An 18,124-nucleotide genomic window follows, 5' to 3' on the forward strand; every position below is an offset into this window, starting at 1 on the left:
GTTTATTGGCTAAGTAAGAAGCTACAGGTTAAGAATTCAGCGCCTAAATCAGACTTTTTGTTATCATAATACACATTCAGTGTATCCCCATGAAAACTGATAGTATGTTTATGCGGGAAAAGTAATGGAAAGAAATAAACAGTGGAATTTTGATGGTCTATTTGATGAATCTTTCTATTCGAATAAAGAGCCTTTAGGATTGATACAGCCGTATCTTTTTGATTTAAACCTCTTGTACCTATTTTTTTAAGGATTTCAAAAGCACTGTTGTCATCCTTGATTTTTATTTGATCAGTCCATTGGATTTCAGATACTTTGGTTCCATGGTCAATGATTTGAAAAGTAGCCGTTGAATCGAAAATGGTCTTTAAGTCCAAGGTAATATATTTTTCATATCGATTGCCCAGCCAATTAGCTGTTTTCCCTTTGTACCAGCGATAAATTTTATTTCCGTAACGGAAATGGGCTTCAATGCCAATGAGCTGAAAATTCTTAGCCGAATAGGCATTAATGGCATCTGAAGCAGTTTCTATCTTCGTATCATTTACTTCAGCTGTTGAAGAACAAGCTACCATAAAGATTGAAATGAGTAGGAGCGAGATTCGCGTTAAGTTAATGATTTTCATAAGCATAAGAGTTAAGAGAAATAGATTTTAAAGGTTTATTGATCGAAATTCATCATTTTGCCAGCATCCATGGCACCAGACTTTTTATAGAAATCAGATACATTAAACTTATTGTCTTTACTAAACTGAGCAGTTTCATGCTGCTGTTTAAGCGTGATGAGTTCAGCATTGAGCTTATTGATTTCGGAATCAATCTTTGTGTATAAATCAACCTGTTTATTGATTAATTGGATTCTATCAATATCGGATAATCGCCCTAATTTGGCTTTGATTTCAACGGTTTGACCTTTCCCTTTTTCATTGGCAGAGCCACCAAATATTCCTCCTAGGTTTACGCCTAATGCATCTGATAGCGTAGAAACCATTTGGTCTTGAAAATTAGAAGCTAGTTCATCAATGGAATTAGAAAGGCTTGATTCAAGGTTATTAAAAACATTGCCAAGATTGCCCCCAGCCTGAAGGGTTTGGTAGAAATTATTCAACGCTTGAGTATTGCCAAACTGAATAAGATGCTGCTCTAGCACAGCGAGTTTGATTTCTTCTGAGCCATCAGAGTTTTCAAATTCACTCTTTAAAGTACTGAGTGTTGCGAGTTGATTGGTGACGGACTGGGTAGCGGCATTAAAACTATTTTCAATCCCCTTGGTATTGACCTGTGTGCCAAGTCCCGAACCTGTCTCTCCTTGATTAGTGTAGGATGCTGGGTTGGTATCAAAAGAGATGGGGTTAGTATTACCCTGTGTATTGGTAAAAGGCTGATAACGAGTATCTATGCTGATAATTCCTTGATAGAGACCATTGAATCTTGTGATGTATAATTGCTTTTGAAGAGGATTAATAAAGGGTATGATAACCTGCTGAAAATAATTTTTTACTTGTTGTAGATGTGTTAACACCGCTTGATTTCTCCCTCTGATATTCATGTCTTTTTCATAATAGTTCTTAATTAAGTCAGAAGGATTGTTGTTGTAGTTAAACTCTGCCATCTCAAGGTTTAGCCTCGTTTTCTCGGTTGAATTCATGCCAATGACATCCGCCGTTGTTTGATTTTCTGTTTTTAATTGAGAATTTGCAATTTCTTTATGGTCTCCCTCAATTTTACTCATCAATTTTGATTGGATAACTTGTGCAATATTTTGAGCAAGGTTTGAAGGGTCAATCACTGCGGCATGGCTGGTAAAGCTTAATAAAATACCCAGTAGGAGGTAGTGTGATTTTTTCATCTTTTTTTATTTATGATTTAGAAAATAGGAAAACAGTTTTGCAAAAAAATAGGAATTACTGATGATAAAAAGTACAGGTAAAGTACATGAATTCAACAGGAAATAAATTTCAAGAAACGTAAAATGAGTCGATGCTTTCTCTTGTAAAAGCTTTTCTTTTTGCTCATCTGAGGCATTCTTTGAGGGAATTTTGAAATATTTAAGATGAAGCTTTAGCAGTACAAATCTTAGTTGCTTATAAAAAGCAACTAAGATCATTTTGTGTCTGCTTAGCCCTATCAATCCCTGAAGAATAAAAGCGATTACAAAGTAAAGGATTTGACCGAAAAGTGGCTTTATCCCATAAATAGTTTCAAGGTCATTCAAAAGGGTAATGGCATAGAAATAAGGGAGTACATATAGTCTATTATTATTATAAATCAATAAATTGAGTTTCTGTGCAAGTGGCGATGGGAACTTCATCTCATCCTTGATGATTCCCCTTCTTTCTAAAAAGGCAATGAATGCTAAAAAGCATAAGGTGGTGCTAAGGTCAATATAAAAAATAGTCATAGTTTGTTGGAGGTAGCAGATGTATGTACAACAAAAGTAAAATAAAATTATATTAGTATATACTAAACTAACATATTTATTTTATATTGGTTTTGATGACAGGCAATAAAGAAGATATTTTCGATTGGTAGGGTTATTATAAGTGTAAAATTTTGGTTCTTATATCTTTATATATGACGATTATTCAAGTATATTTGAAATTCAATTTAAGATTTACTTGAATAATGATACATAGAACGCTTTTAGATGAGATACCGCATCTACTTTCATTTTTCCCTGCATTGGGTTTAGTTGGACCAAGACAGATTGGAAAAACAACCCTAGTGAAAACCTTATCTAATATAATATCCAAACCAATATTATATCTTGATTTAGAGAATCTGAATGATTATGCTCTTTTAGAAAAAGACCCACAATGGTTTTTGGAGCAAAACATTGATAAGCTAGTGGTAATTGATGAAGTGCAAAGAATGCTATCTTTGTTTCCGTTGTTAAGGTCTTTAATTGATCAAAAACCAGAAGGGGGGAGATTTATTTTGTTGGGTTCGGCATCTCCTGAGTTATTGTCAAAAAGTTCGGAGACTTTGGCGGGGAGAATTGTGTACCGAGAGTTAACATCAATAAGGTTTGACGAAGCACAGAAAGAAGGAATAGATTTATCAACACATTGGCTAAGAGGTGGTTTCCCGAAAGCTCTTCTAGCTCCTGATATGGGCTTATGGTTTGATTGGCAGGAATCATTTATTAAGACATATATTGAAATAGACCTTAGAATGTTAGGATTGAAAGCCTCACCTGTTGTTTTGCAGAAACTGATTCGCATGCTTACAACAATACAGGGATCTACCTTAAATTATACTAATTTGGGTAATTCTATGGGTATAACAGGGAGTACTTTACAAGGGTATCTTGATTATTTAGAACACTCCTTTGTTATTCGTAGATTACCTCCATTCTATGTCAATGTTGGAAAGAGACTTGTAAAAAGTCCCAAACTCTATTTCAGAGATACAGGGATATTACACTATCTATCAAATATTATGAATTATGATGAATTGATTTCAAATATAGCTGCAGGACATTCTTGGGAAGGTTATGTAATTGAACAAATTATTGGACGTTTGGCAGGCAATGTTCAGGCATTTTATTATAGAACACAAAATGGTGCGGAAATAGATTTATGCCTTTTAAAAGGTAATGAAATGATAGTATCGTTTGAAATAAAACTATCAAATAACCCCTCGTCTAGTAAGGGAAATACGGAGGCAATTCAAGATTTGCAGACTAAACATAACTTTATAGTTACTCCCTCATCAAAAAACTATAAAGTAAATGAATATTGGGAAGTATGTAGCTTAGACGCATTGTGGGAGCGCTTAGAACCGTTGAAGTTGTTGAAATAGTTATTATGGAATTACCACGACAGATTGATAAATCGGTCGTGGTAATTCCATAATAATGTTTTTTTATTGATATAACAAGTTTACCTATTGGATTAATTACAATTAGATTTGTTAGGACTACAGAGCATCAAAAAATTTAAATTTTAGACCTACTTGTGCATTGGCTTTGATTTGCCGAGTAATCTCAGCGGTTGTCCCATCGGAATCTACTCGGGCAAAAACGGCTATTTTAGGAGAGAAAAATTTCTCAACATTAAAGCCAATTGTCAAGAATGGATAAGCCTTATTTTGATTAGCTCCATTAGCTGTTCCATTACTAAGTGATTGAAATCCAGCACCTATTCCATATAAAAAGCCGAGATATGAAAGATGATATTTTCCTTTCAGTAAAGTTGCTTCATAGCTGTATTTTAGTTGATAGTTTTTAAGCAAAGCGGCAGTATTATCTTGCATTTTCTCTTGTCTATAAGCAAAACCAATTCGATGATAATTGTCTGTAGCAGTACCAAAACACAAGGATGCGGCATAAAATCTATCACCTTGTTGCCAGTTTTGTGGGAAATTGTTATCCTCAAAAAGTAAGGGTATTCCGCTTGAAACTTCAAGGTATTTTGTGCTTTTATTCCTGATTTGTGCCTGAGCGTCAGTTAAATATCCGGTTACCAAAAAGGCTATCAAAAAGTATGTTTTCATAATTTATTCATCTGATAGTAAAAGGTTTCATAGTCAACTTTAAGGTTCATATTCCGGCTACCATCTTTCTCTACGATGTCAATTTCAAAGTTTTTGTTTTTGCCAATTGAAAACTTGGGCATCATAAACACAAAGTTGAAATAAGCACCAGCGTCTCCTAGTTTTCGTCCATCTGGAGCACCCTCTTGTTCGAGGTAAACGAAATTAGGTTTGAGTTCAATTTCTTGTGAAACTTCCTTTTTGCGCTTTGTTTTATCACGCATATAGAATTTTATGTACTCCAAGCCATAATCTAAGGGCGAGCTATTTTTCATGCTAATACATGCAATAATCTTCCCTTCCTTAGTAGCCAACTGCATGAGTTTGAACTGTACTTTTCCGACTTTATCAGCAATGTGTTGAATAGTATGTCTAGTTTTTGATAGCTCAATCATCTTTTTAGAGAAATGAATCATCTCCGTTTCCGTATAATAAGTATCGCTAAAGACTATTTTCTCAGGTCTATCGCTAACCTGTTTCTCAAAAGCATCATTTAAACCTGCTGCCATGGTAATATTGAGTTTGTTGGGAGATTCGTTATAGGAAACCAGAAAACTATAATACTTTCCATCATGCGTAATGACGGTAACATTGGTTTCAAAAATGCCTATTTGAGCCGCTTTAAGCTTTAATACATTATCGACACCTTCCACTCTATCGCAAATAATTCGGTTAGAACCAGCATCAAAATATTTAATGGGAGCATCAAATACAATATGAGTAGTCTTATAAAAAGCGATGCTCACAGGATAGCTCCCTTTGATGTTATGCTCTTTGAAAGTCAAGACTTTTTTCTGGTTGGCGGAAGTAGTGATCGCATTAGAATCTTTTTTAACCAAGTTTAATGTCTGTGCTTCCATCAAGAGCGAAAACAGCATCAAACAGCAAGAGAGTAGATATTTCAGATTTTTCATAGATTAGTTGTTGATTAAGAGGAATAGTTGTTGTCCTGTTTTAATGCTGACTTTTACATCTCTAATTTTTGCATTAACATATTGATTGGCACCATTCAGGGACTGATTGACTAAAGAACCCACCACCTGATTGCCGACGGTTTGGGCAAGACTTCCTTGGGGATTATAAACCAATAGCGGATTCATAGCACCTAGCGTACTTCCTACATTTTGTCCCCAAGCATTCTTTTGCATTTCGTTTTCAGCATCAATACTTACTTTCAAGCCTAACAAGCCATCAAGATCCATTACCTGAGCCTTAAGGGCTTGATAAACATCATTTTTGATATAGCCCTCTACAGTAAGTAATAGTCTATCTCCCTGAATATGGCTTTTTGCACCAATAATATCGCCCGCTTGATAATGAAGATTACCCAAGGATTTGCTTTCAGTCAGCATGATTTTGACTGTTGTATTATTACGCACTGTTTTAGATTCTAATAATTTCCCTTTGATTAAAATATGTTGTTTACTCTTTCCTAAGTTGCTACTGGGTTCAATGCCAATGGTTGGCATATCTTCTTTCATTTGATGATTAGCATAAAAGCGATTATTGACAGGTGATAAAAAAGGATTATCCCATGCTGTGGATTGATCGTTTTTAGCTTTTAAATCATCATCACTAAAGCTAAATCCATCGTTTTTAGATTTTTCGGAGTCTTTATTAGCTCTAAGAGGAGTAGTCACATTGTTTTTAGGTTTATTGACCGTTTCTAATACTTTGATTCTTTCCTCCAATCGCTTAATGCTTTGAAGGTTTTTATCCTGATAAGAAGACATATTTTCATTTGAATAAACCTTCTTCTTTTTCTCCAGTATTTTAGAAGAATCAACGTGAGTTTTTCCTAAATACTCAGGATTGTTCTCCCATGAATTGGGTGAATTTTGTACTGGCTCGGTAGCAAAAAAATGCTCATTCTCCATTTCCTTTTTTTGGTTAAAAGGCGTTTTTTCTTCAATCTTTTTATCAGCCGCAGGTATGTCAAAATTGATGGCTGAAAATTCATTTTCATGCGTTTGGGCAATTCCATCTTTCGGTGGAAAAATGTACAAGTAAAAGCCCACGAGAATCATATTGATTATCAGTGAAATAGGATATTTAAGAAAGCTTAGATTAAAATACTTTTCCATATTGTTTAAAGGGTAAGAGCCAACTATAACAAAATTAGGGATGGGAAAAGCCTTAAAAATCTAAGGATTGGCTGGGTTAATAACGACATCTTTTGTCCCCCGACTATTGATTTCCTTATTGCCAATGACCTTCATTTTATTGAGAAAAAAGCCATAAAGATTATTATCCGTTCTATCTCTTTCTTCCATCGAAAATTCCGTAATCAGAAAACTTTCTTTGGTAACGCCCCCTTGTCCTCTGAGCAATACTTTTCCATAAAACCGCCCCATAGAGCCTCTAAAGACAATGCTATCGACTTTGATATACTGAATGGCATTTCTTTGAACGATGTTATTATAATAGTTTTGACTGTTGTAAAATTCATACAATGGAATAAAGTCAGCATAGTAAAAACTCTTTTGAATATTACTATGGATTTGCTGTTCATCTGGTTCGAGTCGAAAGAAAAGCTCATGGGCTTTAGCCACCATCGCCTTTTTTGCTACTAATTCAAAACCATCATTATAAACATCATATACTTTACGAATCTCTCCATTTTTATCCATGATGTAGGGTTTAGGCTTTTGAGAAGTAACCGCATCTTTATACAAAACCATTGAAGTAATAATCAGGATGAGAGCAAAACTCAATACGCCAAAAACAAGGTACTTTCCCGTATGGTTAATGCTATCAATATCTCTGAGATACTTGATTTCAAAGCTTTTTTCTTTACTCATATTCATAGGAAATCATGCGAGGATTATGACTGATTTTAGAATTATAATTGAATTTTTCATCACAGAATTTGATAACTGCTTGAGGCGAACCATTGAGCATTATCATCAATTCAGCGAGGTAATTAATCGTTAATTCAAAATTTCTGTTGAACTCCCTCAGATAAAGAAATTTTACTAAATTCTTCTCAGGAGCCTCGGTAGTATATGCCCAGTATTCTTTATGAGATAATAAAATGCCATAGACACCATACACCTCATTTGTCCAAAGAATCAATAATTCTCTGAACCTGTCATCTGTTTTTAAATCACGATTAAGACTTAACAACATGGCAACGTGTTTATCTTCCAAAGAAAGTACCTGAGCGATTTTATCAATCTTCTTTATATACTTAGCCATTGAGAGAATAAACTTAATGTCTGACTGAGTAACGACGGTTTCTTTGATAATAGGAGAGGAGATGATGTCATCTAATTCCTGGGTTACTAAACCAATGGTTCCTTTAAACTTTCTGGCAGTTTTATAAACCTCTTTGATGTATTCGGCAAACATATCCGACATGATAGCCTTCCAAGCTTCTTCGATAATGAGATATTTTCTTTGGTTGAGCTTTTCTTTGAGAATCTCCTCATAAGTACCCATCATGTAAATGACGACGAGCGGGAAAAGTACTTTATTCCCTTTGATATTATCTAATTCAAAGACAATAAAACGCTCATTTTTAAGGTCAATTTGATAAGAAGCATTTAATACTTCTGCATAAATACCACCCACATGAAAAATCTTTAATACATCTAAAAAATGATTGATGTCAAAAAGCTTAGAAGTGTTCAAATGCGGTAAATCCTTATGTCTAAAAACACTCGCCATGTATTCATAATAGCTATTGAAACAAAGCGGAATCATTTCGTTTTCCTCTCTTTTCTTTGTTGCTACATAATTGTAATAATAGCTAATGGATTGTAACACAATGTTTTCATCTAGTTTACTAGGCAAGTCATCTCCTTTCCAAGCTTTGAGAAGCAATTTTAGCATCATATCCAAACGCCGTTCGGAAGGCATTTCAGTATCAATCACAAAAGGGTTAATTTGAATGGGGACTTCGTCACCAAAAGAAAAATAAGAACCTTTGAGATAGTTTTTACAAAGGTTTTCATAACTATGTCCTACATCAACAAGCATTACAAATGCTCCACTTTCTACAGCCCAGCGGACTAAATAATTCATGCTTACGGATTTTCCTGAACCCGTTGGTCCTAAGCAAAAGAAATTATACCCTGTAATGGCTTTTCGCTGTCTCGAATTGCCACTTTCCGCAAATACATCAACAATTACTCTTGCCCCATTGCGATTGACAAGTGGTAATCCCAAGGCTGACTTACCATCGAAGGCAAATGTTTCTTCAAAGTTTAAAAAAGATGAACCCACCGCATCATAGGTCAAAATCATTTGGTCAGCACCGATGTTACCAGCATTGCCCGGCATGGTATTCATAAAGACAATGGGTAATTCTTCATTACATTCAAAAGGAATTAAATCAACTTTTTTGAATCCATCATTGATTTGAGACTTGAGTACTTTTAAATCTTCATAACTATCAGCATGCCAGAAAACTAGATTGGCATAAAAGCGAATAGGAGATAAGCGTCCAGATCCATCAATCAAATTTTGAAGAAAGAGTTTGGTATCCTGTAAAGAGTGTTCATTTTCCTCTGAAAAAGAAAGAATCCCACTTTTTTGCTTGATAAGGCTTTGCAGAGATGACTTAACATTTTCAAGACTTTCTTTATAAATCACCACATTGTAAATACACTCTCCGTCTATTTTATGCGTAAAAGATTTACACAAGGCAGCAGGGAAAAAACTAATTTCAGTGGAAAGGTTTTTATCCCCCGTAAAACTTGAAATGGTATCGTTGATGGATAAGATGGAATCAATTTGATAGATTCCACAGTATTTATCACCCACTTTCAAGCAGTTTTTATCAGGCAAGTAAATAACATCCTTGATTGCATCTTGAGTATCTTGGGTGAGCATCATGTATTTTTCACAGAGATTAAGATGGCTTTTAGTGCCTAATAAATCTTTCTCATCCACCAAATGAAAAGAAAAATCCATGCCTTGTGCTAATGTTCTAAGAAAAATCTCAATACTGCTGGTAAATTTCTCAATAGACTCTTTTTGTATGTTCTTCTTATCTACTTTGATAAGCGAACTAAAAATACCATTGGTAGAGAGTGTTTTCTTAGTAGGAGGAGTATTAACCAAAGTAAAGAATAGATAACTTTTGGTTTGTTTAAACCTTTTTTCAAAAAGTAAACGTTCGTTAGCTCCTCCAAGATAAGTTTCTGAAGAAGCCTGTAAGTTAATATCACCCTCAGTATAATCGTTAAAACAAAAAAAGGTCTGCGCATGTAAAAGCGTATGAGCAGGAAGGCTCGAAAACGCATTTTTAAAATTGAGGTTAACTTGCTGATAGCTATCAGCCGATAAAGTATTTAGGTTAGCAAAAACACCTTCATAACATAAGGTTATATCACCATTTCGACTGAGTAAAGCCCCAAAATCAGTCGCACCAATGATGGGAAAGCTTTCTTTGTTATTAATAATCATAGAATAGATAATTAGGTTTAGCGGTGAAACAAACTTAGAAACCAATACCTTTTTCAAGTAAGTACAAGAATAAGCACAAGAGTAAATACAAGGACTGTGTTTAAAACAATCTTATCTTGGTCATAGTAGGTCTTCCACCTGCTATTTTATGAACCCGAAAAAAATACTTTACCAACATCTTTTCATAACCGAAAGGACCAATTTTTCTAAGGAAGACGAAAGAGAAAAAGCCAACACAAGCAACCGTAATGATTGAAAATAAAGAACCAATCAATAAATGTCCAATTTTAATAGCAATGATTAAACATACTAACATGGTTACTAGTAAGATAACAGCCCAAACAATGATTAAAGACATGGGAAAGCCTTTAAAATAAGGCGGTTGATTCACGCCTTTGTGGGTGTAATATTGGGTAATCATTTGCTAGAAAAATAAGATTTTCGAAAGCCCAACACCAATGAGGATGACCAATGAACCCATCAAAACACCCTGAAGGTTTTTAAAAGCTTGCTGATCGCCTTGTTTATACTTAAAACCAGCGGAAGTAATGCCTATGAGGAAAACCACACCCGAGATTGCCATGAGTAGTGTGGTTACACCATCAATAATACTTCTGATTTCTGTAGCCCCAGATTCAGAGGCGGAAGCCACTTTAGTCCCCCAATTAGATTGTGCTTGTATATAGCATCCATACAGATAGAAGAGAGTTGTCAGCAGTAAATGCTTAACGTTTTGCTTGTTTGTTTGCATGATAGAATAGATTTAGGTTTGAAAAATTTGCTCATAAATTCAGAAAGAAAACAATCACTGATTAATCATGGAATCAAACTCCACCTTTTCGGCTTGTATTTGAGTACGAGTATCTAATGATTTACCTAAAGAAGAAGGATTGTCAAACATAGATTCTTTGCTATGCTGACCACTGATAAAGTAATCATAGAAGAAGAAAACAGCCCAAGTACAGAGGGTTAAAGTTCCTACCCCTATTCCATATACGTTCCAGTTAAATAATAAAATTGAAGAATGATTCATAATTGTATAATTTTGGATTGACTATTTATATATCATATATCAAATATAATAAAAAAATAGATAAGTATATACTAAACTAATAAAAATGAAAGAAAATATTTTACAGTATTGTATTATCTTTTGCACTAAGTATAAAAAAACACTTTTGACTGAAGAGCTTCATGCAGATTTTTTGAATCTTACATATCGTTATTGTTATGAAAACTCCATAGCATTATTGTCATTGGACATTAGAGATAAACATACAGTAATACTTGAAATAAGTACAGAGATAGCGATGGAGTCTCCTCATGTAATCATTACCAATTTAAAGGCATACTTGGCGGGAGAATTAAAAAAGAATTATCCTCAGCTTAAATCAAAAACCCCAAGCCTTTGGACAAGGCAACATTTTATTCAAACGATAGGAGTAAGGAATGATGAAATAATGGAAGCTTTTGTATTCAATCAGAAAGGATTAAAAGATTAGCTTAGCGTTTTAAGATTAAATTTAAATATATATAATATAATCTTTTTGTTAGTTTGGTGGTAGTGTATTGAATAAATTAAACAAATTGTGTAATTTTACCAATATAACCACAATTCAATTCATATTACTTTTATGCAGATGGATTTATTGTCAGGTCTCAAAGAGCGATTCTTTGTGAGTGCTGAACAAATTGAAAAGATTAAGTTAAATGCTATTCATGATAGTATCCTTCATACAACTCCTTCTGAGAAACCAAGTTTGATTATTGTGGGTGGGCAATCAGGGAGTAAGAAGGAAGAGTTAATTCTTATGGCTAGAGAAGAGCTTGCTGGAAATACCATGCTATTGTCAGCTGATATTTTACACAACTATCATCCTAATGTTACTGAGATTAAGCAGGAATATCCCGATATGTTGTTGCCCCTAACAGCAGATTTTACCAAAGAACTTTTGCTACATATTGAGGACTATGCCATTCAAAACCATTACAATGTTGTATTGGAAGCAAGTTTAGGTAATGCAGAAAAAGCAGTTCAACGGTTAAGTAAATACAAAGAGCAGCCTTATGGGATAGCCTTGAAAGTACTATCCATCAATAAAATGTTTAGTTATTTGAATGCAGAAGAAGCATATGAACATCGGTTACTAACAGAAAAAAGCGGGCGACTTGTTTCTAAACAGTATCACGATCAGCTATGTAATAAGATTCCTCAGACACTCCAAACGTTATATGAACAGCAATTACTGGATAAAATAAGTATTTACCAACTTCATACTTTTGAAGAAAATGGGATATTAAAATCCAAGCCAACCATCTTGGAAGAAAAGAAGGAGAAGGCTTTAGAAGCTTATTTGAATGAACAGAATAGAGATTTTACTTCGACAGAATTAACTTATTTAAAAGAGAAAGCTCAAAAGGTAAAAGCCATGAAAGCAAACAGAGAAGCTAACTTTTTAGAAAAGGTACGTTTCGATTTCAACTTCAAGTTTATTTTAGAAGGTAAGGAAGGAAAAACTAAAAGTAAGAAGATGACGGTCTTGTGATTATTTGAAAGGATTGTTTTGTAAGCAGATAAACACACTCATTTGGCTTTTTTACTTGCCCGTTTTTTGACCAATAAATCAGCATCTTGTAATTTTCTACCTAAAGTATCATCATTGGCTAGGTTTAGAAAGTTTTTTTCTAAACCCAATACAAATAGTACTTGCAAGTATGCCCCCATCGTAACACTTGGTGTACCTTTTTCAATTAGCCATAATGTGGTACGACTAATATTAGCACGTTCAGCAACTTGTTCCGTACTCAAATTCCTTCTTAGACGAGCCAGTTTAATATCTTCTCCCAATTGAGCTAATATTTTAGCCGCAGTCGGTAATAATATAGTTGTTTTAGCATTCATAATGTTTGATATTATGAACAAATATCAAACTAATGTTTATAATATCAAACATTATGAATTAATCTGATTATTTCAAATTTTAACCCTCATCCCTTTCTTTTCCATCTCAACAACCTGCTCATCAGCATTGCTGGATGGAGTAATATTGATGGACTTTTCCTTCTTTTCAATGGTTTGATCAATTTTTTCTATTAGAGAATCAAGTTCTTTTTTGACTTTGATCAGCTCATATTCTCCTTTAAAGTCCTCTTGGATAAACTTTCTTAAATCATTGATGTTCTTGTTGATATTTTCAATGTTCTGTTGAACGCTTTCTAATAATACAGGAATTTTGAGGAGTGCTCTTTGAGGATATTGTACAGCAATGTCTGGCGTACGGGCAAGATAACCACTATTGAAAGCATACTTTTCATTACTCTGTCCCTGCAAGATTAAGATATTCTCTAAACTTACTCTGTTATCAAAGTCCCTTATCTTAGTCGCCTCAAAATACATTTTAAAGCCTGCATAAGTGCCTACTTCAGTAATTCCTTCTTGAGAGATGCTATCTCTTAATTTAACAAGATAGGAGCCTAATCCTTTTTCAGTCCTTATGTCAAGTTCCTTTTTATCAAAAAGTGAATCTGAATGACGAGTAATAAAACTTTCTAAGCTCTTGGAATTAATCAGGTATTTATCAAGATTAACCTTTTCTGAGTTAAAATCTACCTGCTGGTCTAAAAGGAACTTTTGATCTTTCAGCAATGCTTCTTTTTTTATTTCATTTAGCCGTAAGGAAGTTTCCAAACCCTCTATCTTTTCTTCAGCCAATCGTTGATCTTTCAAAAACATAAACTTTTCCGATTCAACCTTTCCAAGCTCACGTTCTAATTTAGCTTTATCAAGGAGCAAGGTATTTCCAGAAAGAATGGCACAGTACTCGGCATAATTCATACCATTGGCTTCGTCCATACCGCCTTCATCAATTTTTCGTACACCCAGCTGATTCGATTTAATCTGATTGATAAAAATGCTCTTGTTAAGTAGGAGATTGAACTTATAAGAATCCAGCGTCTGCTCAACGGCATAGACAAAATTATGTACTTCATTGTTATTAAACTTCATGGCATATTCATTCCCTTGTCTGGCACCTCTACCAATGCGCTGTTCAAACTCAGAAGGTTTCCATGGAATATCTAAATGGTGCATGGCAATCATACGACGCTGAGCATTTACGCCTGTACCTAACGTACTTGTTGAGCCAATCAAAACTCTCACTTCACCATTATTCATCTTTTCAAAGAGTTTTTCTCGCTGCTTATCCGTTTTGAAAGATTGGATAAAAGCGACTTCCTCTGGTTTTAACCCTTTTTCTATCAACTTATCCTTGATAGCAAAATAAACATTGAAGCCTGTACTTTTAGAAGAAGGAGTACTTAAATCACAGAAAATCATTTGAGTCGCTTTGAAGTGATTACCTTCCCGATAGTAATCTAATACTTTATGACAGCATTGATTGATTTTATTATTGACATCGTCGTTAAAGCTGGGATGAATCAAGCGCATGTCCAATGCCATTTTCTTGCTCTCGTTTGTGGCAATTAACATCTTTGCCTTTTCTTCACTTTCACTTAGGGGATTACGATAGATTAAGGTACCATCTCCAGAATTGGCAAAATCTTGTAAACGCAAAGAAAAGTCTTGTTGCTCTTTGGTTTGAGGTAAAACCACTAATTCTGTTTTAGCTTTAGCCGGGAAGATGCCGACCATATCACTTGTTTTATAATCTGTAATTTGACTATAGAAAATAGCTAATTCAGGTACTTTGATGTATTCTCGAAAACGTTCTTTCTGAATGATATTATTAGTAATGGAGATTTCGTACTCGGTTGACTTAACACCGTAAGTAGCAATCCAAGAATCGAAATTGAAAATCTGTTGTTTCTTTAATTCTTTGGGTCGAAGGTATTTGAAAAGCAAATACAGTTCATTCAAAGAATTCGAAATGGGTGTGCCAGATAGAAAAGTAACCCCTAAATCTTTCCCTTTTTTTTCTTGTAGAGTTCTTAGCGCAACTAACATATTTAAAGCTCTATCACTTCCTTCCATACTTCCTAGACCAGCGACATTATTATGCCGAGTGCTATAAGTAAGATTTTTGTAAATATGCGATTCATCGACAAAAATATGGTCAATCCCCATAGAATCGAAGTTGAGTACATCATCACGATGTTCCTTAATCGCTTCCATTTTTGTTTTAAGCTTACTTTCTAAATTAGCCTGTCGTTTCAGTAAGCCTTTGTATTGTTGTTTGGTCTCATACGTTTGAGACATCGTATTCATCACCTTCAAATCCTTGTTCAGGTTATTTAGTTCATCTCCAAGAACAGCCGAAAAGGCTTCATGGGAATGAGGTATTTTGCTAAACTGCTCATGAGTAAGAATAACACAATCCCAATTATTATTCTTGATTTGATTGAAGATATTCTCCCGATTCTTTTTACTAAAATCAACATCACCGCTATAAAGTAAGCTGGCATCAGGATAAGCCTTTTTATAGGTTTCGGCAATCTGAGCAATGTTAGCTTTCAAGCAAAGAATCAAGGGTTTATTGGCCACGCCTAAGCGTTTCATTTCATGGCTTGTTACAATCATTGTCAATGATTTACCCAAACCCACTTGATGGTCAACAATTCCACCATCTTGCTGAATCAAAGCCCAAGCGGCATCTTTCTGGGATTTATACAAATCAGGAATGCCTAAATTCTGTAGGTTTAATTGGGGGAAAGTTAAATGTCCACCATCATATTGAGGTTTAACATAGCAGTTAAACTTCTGATTATAAGTTTTGGCTAAATCGTTCTTAAAATCAATGTCTTGTTCATTCAAAAAGGTGACGAATTTGTTTCTAATATCCTCAATCTTGTTATTGACCAGAATGGTTTTATCCTTGTCAGTTACATAAATATTTTTACCTCTGTCAGCATCATAGCCAATTAACTTTTCCATTTTTGGCGTAGTATTGTACAGAGCATGTTCTAGCAAATCAATTCCATTTACTTTATTATTGTCGGCAGTAACGGCATACAAAGTATTGATATTCTCATTGCGTTCATACTTTTGGTATCTAATCATGTAGTTATCAGTATTTTCTAAATAATCTACCGTAATACTTGAACTGTTAAAGAGCTGACGAGCAAAGCGTTCATAGATTTTAGGGGAAATCCATCTTTCCCCCAGATTAAAATCTAAATCATTATAACTAATAGGAGCGGGGAGAACCTCCTTTAAACAATCTAAAGTATGCTGTAATCTTTCTTTTTTTTGTTGGTCTTCAATGTTAGGGAGATTGTTTTCTAACCAATTGATTTTCTCAACCACATTCCCTGAAATGACAGAAGCAAAACCCTCAAATCTTGCTGTTTTTGGATTAAAAGCAATAAGTTTTTCCGCTAGTAATTGCTGTTCAATGGTTGCTTCATTATGTTGACTAAGTTTAGCTATGTAAGCAGTATCAGCAAAGCCATATTGATTGAGAGAAACATAAAAAGCATCTTTAACAGAATATTCATGTACCTGATTAAAGCCAACAGGTTTATGGAAAATATCGGACTTAACAAACTCTTTATTTTCAACCCGCTCTAATCCGAAAACTTGCTTATTCTTAGGGTCTTCGTCTAAATAAATTCTATTGCTATTAAGAGAGCCATAAACACTCTTAAAGTTATCGTATAGATCATTAAGTGATTTTCTTAAAAAGGAGTGCTCAATTTTTTCGGCTAATTCGTAGCGATACAAATCATCATAAGTCTTGCGGATTTGCATCACAGCCAAATACATATTTTGCAGTTCCAAAGTATAATCAGTAGGAACAAGGTAGTTGGCACCAACATCAATTTTAAGTTTAAAGATTTTATCATTTTCAACCACAAATTGACCATCAATATCTCTTTCGGTCAGTGGCGTTTTATAAGGAATGTTCTTGGGCAATGCTGGCGTAATTGACAAAGTGGTTTCAATAGGATTAACAGGAGCAGCAGGAGCAAAGAGGTCTAACTGGAAAAGATTAGCTTTCTTACTGACGGAAGTAGCTTGAAAAAGAGAAGGTTCTGATGATTTCACAGCAAGATTAATGGTAAAGTTTTTCTTGAAATCAGATGCCAAAATTTCATCCACTGCTTTACAAATTTCAGGGAGTCCACCCGCTTTTAAATACGCTAAATTTGGTCTTCCGTATTGGTCTTTCCCGAAGGTCAACTCATCAGAAATGATAGCATTACGATTCAGATGGAAATATTCATTAAGTTGAAATTTGTGAGATGACTGCTCATTAGTGATTAAAGATGTTCGCACTAAAGATTGCTCCATTGGATTAAGCGAAGTTTTTGGCCCAGTCTTTTGTAAAATCAACAAATCAGCACCAGCCTGAGTCCCGGCATCTAAAAATGTATTTTGAGGTAATCGAATCGCTGAAATGAGATTTGCATTAGCCATAACAAATTGTCTGATGGGCAAATGGGCAGGACTATCCAAAACACCATAAGGCATAATATGCGCTAAGACCCCGCCTTCTTTTAATAAATCAAGTGATTTGATAAGGAAGAAATTATGAATATGATTGCTCGCCTGTCGTTTTACTTTATTTTTATTGAGATTATAAATTGGGTCAAAAACCTTGAAATCACCGAAGGGAATATTGGAAGAAATTAAATCATAAGTACCCATTTTATGTTTTCCAACAGTTTCAAAAGGAGCATTTACACTGGTAGGATGGAGAGCCTTTAAGATTTTAGCGGTTAAATCGTCTTTTTCCAAGAGTAAGCTATCTTTCATGGCAATTCCCAGTTTTTGAAACTCACTAAAAAATAGGCCAGAACCCGCACTTGGATCAAGATAATTATCAGCTTTCACAGCATTTTTTTGTAGGGCATTTCCAATGGATTGAATGAGTTCAGGGGAAGTATAAAAACTGGTAAGAATACTGTTTTTGATACTCTCGATATTTTGCTCGTAGTTTGGCTTTGAGGATAAGAAAGTATGTAACTCTTCAATTTGAGGCTTAATTTTTAGAGACTCTAAACTCCAAGAAGAGATATTATCCAAAGGCAAGAGTAATTCTTTTAGACCACCCCAACCTTTAAATTTCAAGAGAATGCCTTTCTCTTCATGGCTGGCAGCTCTATTTTCTTCGAGAATTTGGTACGCAGTTTTGAGTCCCTCCAAATTATCTTTGAGGACTTGCTTTTTTTGATAGGACATTTTAGTTAGATAGGAGGTTTAGAATTATGTAGTTCT

At 34.5% G+C, this 18,124-nt stretch carries 16 protein-coding genes; 3 read left to right on the forward strand and 13 right to left on the reverse strand.

Going from position 1 to position 18,124, the window contains the following annotated elements:
- Nucleotides 1–2: 2 nt before the first annotated feature.
- The 3 genes from VB776_RS07645 to VB776_RS07655 are packed head-to-tail and all read right to left on the reverse strand — an operon-like array spanning nucleotide 3 to nucleotide 2,401.
- Entirely contained in the window at nucleotides 3–626 is a 624-nt protein-coding gene (locus VB776_RS07645) for a hypothetical protein (protein ID WP_323327668.1), read from the reverse strand.
- A gap of 35 nt (nucleotides 627–661) precedes the next feature.
- A complete protein-coding gene (locus VB776_RS07650) occupies nucleotides 662–1,849 on the reverse strand; it encodes a hypothetical protein (protein ID WP_323327671.1) in 1,188 nt (395 codons plus the stop codon).
- 6 nt (nucleotides 1,850–1,855) lie between these two features.
- Nucleotides 1,856–2,401, reverse strand: a complete 546-nt coding sequence (locus tag VB776_RS07655; RefSeq protein ID WP_323327673.1) for a hypothetical protein — start codon at nucleotides 2,399–2,401, stop codon at nucleotides 1,856–1,858.
- 224 nt (nucleotides 2,402–2,625) lie between these two features.
- On the opposite strand from VB776_RS07655, the gene VB776_RS07660 reads away from it, so the two are divergent.
- Nucleotides 2,626–3,804, forward strand: a complete 1,179-nt coding sequence (locus VB776_RS07660) for an ATP-binding protein (RefSeq protein ID WP_323327675.1) — start codon at nucleotides 2,626–2,628, stop codon at nucleotides 3,802–3,804.
- Nucleotides 3,805–3,921: 117 nt separating this feature from the next.
- Here VB776_RS07660 and VB776_RS07665 read toward each other — a convergent pair whose 3' ends face one another.
- The 8 genes from VB776_RS07665 to VB776_RS07700 form a co-directional block, all read right to left on the reverse strand.
- Entirely contained in the window at nucleotides 3,922–4,497 is a 576-nt protein-coding gene (locus VB776_RS07665; protein ID WP_323327679.1) for a hypothetical protein, read from the reverse strand.
- Nucleotides 4,494–5,450 (reverse strand): conjugative transposon protein TraN, encoded by a 957-nt coding sequence (gene traN / locus VB776_RS07670; RefSeq protein WP_323327681.1) that lies wholly within the window; start codon nucleotides 5,448–5,450, stop codon nucleotides 4,494–4,496. Before traN ends, VB776_RS07665 begins: the two co-directional genes overlap by 4 nt.
- 3 nt (nucleotides 5,451–5,453) lie before the next feature.
- Nucleotides 5,454–6,620: a conjugative transposon protein TraM gene (gene traM / locus VB776_RS07675; RefSeq protein ID WP_323327683.1), complete on the reverse strand. Its 1,167-nt coding sequence runs from the start codon at nucleotides 6,618–6,620 to the stop codon at nucleotides 5,454–5,456.
- A gap of 60 nt (nucleotides 6,621–6,680) precedes the next feature.
- Nucleotides 6,681–7,337, reverse strand: a complete 657-nt coding sequence (locus VB776_RS07680; protein ID WP_323327684.1) for a hypothetical protein — start codon at nucleotides 7,335–7,337, stop codon at nucleotides 6,681–6,683.
- Nucleotides 7,330–9,948 (reverse strand): TraG family conjugative transposon ATPase, encoded by a 2,619-nt coding sequence (locus VB776_RS07685; RefSeq protein ID WP_323327686.1) that lies wholly within the window; start codon nucleotides 9,946–9,948, stop codon nucleotides 7,330–7,332. The genes VB776_RS07680 and VB776_RS07685 overlap by 8 nt, the downstream gene beginning before the upstream one ends.
- A 100-nt stretch (nucleotides 9,949–10,048) precedes the next feature.
- Nucleotides 10,049–10,369 (reverse strand): hypothetical protein, encoded by a 321-nt coding sequence (locus VB776_RS07690; RefSeq protein WP_323327688.1) that lies wholly within the window; start codon nucleotides 10,367–10,369, stop codon nucleotides 10,049–10,051.
- A 3-nt stretch (nucleotides 10,370–10,372) separates the two neighbouring features.
- The gene (locus tag VB776_RS07695; RefSeq protein WP_323327690.1) at nucleotides 10,373–10,699 is read right to left on the reverse strand and encodes a DUF4134 family protein; all 327 of its coding nucleotides are present in this window, start codon (nucleotides 10,697–10,699) and stop codon (nucleotides 10,373–10,375) included.
- A 54-nt stretch (nucleotides 10,700–10,753) separates the two neighbouring features.
- Nucleotides 10,754–10,981, reverse strand: a complete 228-nt coding sequence (locus VB776_RS07700) for a hypothetical protein (RefSeq protein WP_323327691.1) — start codon at nucleotides 10,979–10,981, stop codon at nucleotides 10,754–10,756.
- Nucleotides 10,982–11,066: 85 nt separating this feature from the next.
- On the opposite strand from VB776_RS07700, the gene tnpA reads away from it, so the two are divergent.
- Together tnpA and VB776_RS07710 are read left to right on the forward strand one after the other, a co-directional pair.
- Nucleotides 11,067–11,450, forward strand: a complete 384-nt coding sequence (tnpA, locus tag VB776_RS07705; protein ID WP_323327693.1) for an IS200/IS605 family transposase — start codon at nucleotides 11,067–11,069, stop codon at nucleotides 11,448–11,450.
- Nucleotides 11,451–11,588: 138 nt separating this feature from the next.
- On the forward strand, nucleotides 11,589–12,494 hold the full coding sequence (locus tag VB776_RS07710; RefSeq protein WP_323327695.1) for a zeta toxin family protein: 906 nt from the start codon (nucleotides 11,589–11,591) through the stop codon (nucleotides 12,492–12,494).
- Between the two features lie 38 nt (nucleotides 12,495–12,532).
- Here the strand turns inward: VB776_RS07710 and VB776_RS07715 are convergent, their stop codons facing one another.
- A complete protein-coding gene (locus tag VB776_RS07715; protein ID WP_323327697.1) occupies nucleotides 12,533–12,850 on the reverse strand; it encodes a helix-turn-helix domain-containing protein in 318 nt (105 codons plus the stop codon).
- Nucleotides 12,851–12,922: 72 nt separating this feature from the next.
- The gene (locus tag VB776_RS07720; RefSeq protein WP_323327699.1) at nucleotides 12,923–18,088 is read right to left on the reverse strand and encodes a helicase-related protein; all 5,166 of its coding nucleotides are present in this window, start codon (nucleotides 18,086–18,088) and stop codon (nucleotides 12,923–12,925) included.
- Between the last annotated feature and the right edge of the window lie 36 nt (nucleotides 18,089–18,124).

Origin of the sequence: Arcicella gelida, from assembly GCF_034931025.1 — a bacterium.
In the GTDB taxonomy this organism is placed as follows: Bacteria; Bacteroidota; Bacteroidia; order Cytophagales; family Spirosomataceae; genus Arcicella; species Arcicella gelida.